Origin of the sequence: Paenisporosarcina sp. OV554 (assembly GCF_003058165.1) — a bacterium.
In the GTDB taxonomy this organism is placed as follows: domain Bacteria; phylum Bacillota; class Bacilli; order Bacillales_A; family Planococcaceae; genus Paenisporosarcina.
In genome coordinates, this window is sequence record NZ_QBUC01000063.1 from 1 (window position 1) to 2,634 (window position 2,634).

A 2,634-nucleotide genomic window follows, 5' to 3' on the forward strand; every position below is an offset into this window, starting at 1 on the left:
ACAAACATTATGATACGGGATTGGGTGATAAAGGTGGTCAACTTTTTGATGAGCGAAACCTACTAAGGTGGTCAACTTTTATATTAGCGTTTACACTAATAATAAAAGGAAACTCATCAAGAATATGGTAATATAATGAAAAGATGTAGTGTCTAAGTTGAGGCTTTTGATCTTCAACTAAACGGGGCAGGTTAATTGAATAAGAAGCATTTATAAAATCAAAGGGGGAGAAATATGAACAAGGATGGTTTATATTCTTTATGGGTTTTAGTTGTATTTTTTGAGATGTATTGGCTTTATAGTGTAATTGACAGAAATATTCCAGCTACATTTGTTGTAACCTTAATTGCAGTTACTCTTACACTGGGGGCTGTTGGGCTAAAATTGTTCGGGAAATCAGATGATGAGAAAAAATGATATTCAACTAACGGGTGCTTTAGTTAAAGATCATCGGCGATTACGTAGCCCTTTTTCTTATTGAACTAACGGGGCAGGTTAGTTGAAGAAAGAATTGGTAATAAGGAGAATTATTAATATGGAATATGGAATATGGATTTTCACAGCTTGTAGTTTCACCACCTTATATTATAGTTTTAATAATATGTATTGGATACCTGATTTTGCTTCGTAAAGAGAAGGGGTTTTTAATTTTTTGGGGGAAAATTTACTCGATTTTGCATATAGTTATCTATCTTATTGCCCTTTATTTATATTTTTGGGAGTAGAAAATAAAACAACTTAATAAGAGTGTCTTTTCTTCAACTAACTGGTGCTTAGTTAAAGATCATCGGGTTGCTTAAGCAACCCTTTCTTATTGAACTAACGGGGTAGGTTAGTTCAATAAGAAGGTATTTTGGGGTGCAAAGAAATATTATCAAGAGGGTAAGGTAAGGGAGGAAAATAATTGTTAACAGCTAATAGTAAAACAAAACATAAGCTAAAAACTGGGATGTTGAAAAAATCACTTTTATTTATATTATTGTTTGGTATTACTTTCTTAATAGAAAATGCAAGGCTCCAAAACATCAACCCAGATTCTGTTTATTTTAAGTTTGAAAACCGAATATTAGTTATTCTCTTCTTACTGATTTTATTAATGACAATAGGAAAGAAATACATATATTTATTAAATACAGAACCAATTAAAAAGATGGAATGTTATGTATGGATTATTCTAACTTTATTTGTGATATATATAATGATGGGATTTGAAAACATAGAATTTAGACTATTTTCTCTGGGGTTCTCATATTACGTTGTACAATTAGTTGGTGTAGTAATACTCGTTCCAGTACAAGAGGAATTCCTATATAGAGGATTCTTATTATTAGTACCTAATCAAAAAATCAAATATTTAATGTTGATTGTTTCATCCATTATTTTTGCTTTACTTCATGACAATCCAATGCAATTTTTTTGGATGGGATTAGGTTTTGGTTTATTGGCAATCCGTTTCAACAATATTTGGATACCGATAATAGCACATGCAATTTGGAATTTAGTTGCATCCTTTTTTGATTTTTATTAATTCAATCGAAGACAAAAAATTTTAGAAACATATATTAGCTTATCCTCAGTTAATTTGAAAAAAGCTTATTGAACTAACGGGGCAGGTTAGTTATATAAAAAGTTGGAGATAGAAAGGGGTTAAATTATGCAAAAGTGTAACAACTGCAACCTTCCATTTAAATGGAGTGTAATCTACAAATCGGCAATGTGGCTATACAAACCTATTCAATGTGAAAAATGTGGTACTGATTATAAGATATCTTTTCCTTCAAGGTACATAGTGTCTTTTCTAACTGTTTTACCTATCCTAATTTTCGGATTGATTTTATCACCCTTTGATAATGAATTTATAAATATTTTGATAGGTTTATGCATTAGTTTTACGGGCTCATTTTTTATACCATATCTAGTGAAATATAAAAACGTTAATACTTAAAATATGGAGATTGAAGATTTACAATTAAACTAACGGATGCTTAGTCGAAGACCATGGGCTCCTATGAAGCTTTTCTCTTCTTGAACTAACGGGGCAGGTTAGTGAAAGAAATATCTACTCGTTAAATACCATTATCTGTTAATATGAAATTGATTTATGATTTAAGCAGGAATATGTAGTATCTCAGAATGGGAGATGGTGAGTTGAGTAAAGGAAGACGCTTGGAATGGATAGGATTCATTTTTTTTACTTTTAGTACTATATTAAGTTTCTATAGTGAGGACAACAAAATCTGGATTAATACTTTGTGGGGTGTTGCTTTCATTTTAATTTTAACAGGAATTATTATGCAAAGAAAAAATAAAAAGAGTTTGAAAGCAGGGAAGAAGTAATCCTGTCTTTGTCTATGCAATCAAGGCTAAAAAGTACTCCTTATTGTGCTAAAGTGGCTTAGATTAATATCTGGTTGCCTCTACAAGGCAGCTTTTTCTTGTTGATTTAAAGGGTGATTAAGTTGAATACTTCCAAAACGTAGTGTTATGTCAACCTACGGTGTATCAATGGCTGGCCGATGGATCATCCAGTTTCTTTTTCAACTAACGGGGCAGCATTCCTGTTTGAAGGATGTTCGAGGTCTTGAAAGAAAAAGAGCCCTCTAGTATGATGCATGAGTGTCAACGACCATTGAC

General features: G+C 31.7%; 3 protein-coding genes. All 3 read left to right on the forward strand.

Features of this window, described 5'->3' with window-relative positions; translation table 11 throughout:
• The first annotated feature begins 234 nt into the window (after positions 1 to 234).
• The 3 genes from C8K15_RS19850 to C8K15_RS21480 all read left to right on the forward strand — a co-directional run bounded on the left by C8K15_RS19850 (position 235) and on the right by C8K15_RS21480 (position 1,945).
• Positions 235 to 417 (forward strand): hypothetical protein, encoded by a 183-nt coding sequence (locus C8K15_RS19850; protein ID WP_108588112.1) that lies wholly within the window; start codon positions 235 to 237, stop codon positions 415 to 417.
• A gap of 487 nt (positions 418 to 904) precedes the next feature.
• Entirely contained in the window at positions 905 to 1,528 is a 624-nt protein-coding gene (locus C8K15_RS19855) for a CPBP family intramembrane glutamic endopeptidase (protein WP_108588113.1), read from the forward strand.
• A 126-nt stretch (positions 1,529 to 1,654) separates the two neighbouring features.
• Positions 1,655 to 1,945: a TIGR04104 family putative zinc finger protein gene (locus C8K15_RS21480; protein WP_108588114.1), complete on the forward strand. Its 291-nt coding sequence runs from the start codon at positions 1,655 to 1,657 to the stop codon at positions 1,943 to 1,945.
• Positions 1,946 to 2,634 lie beyond the last annotated feature (689 nt).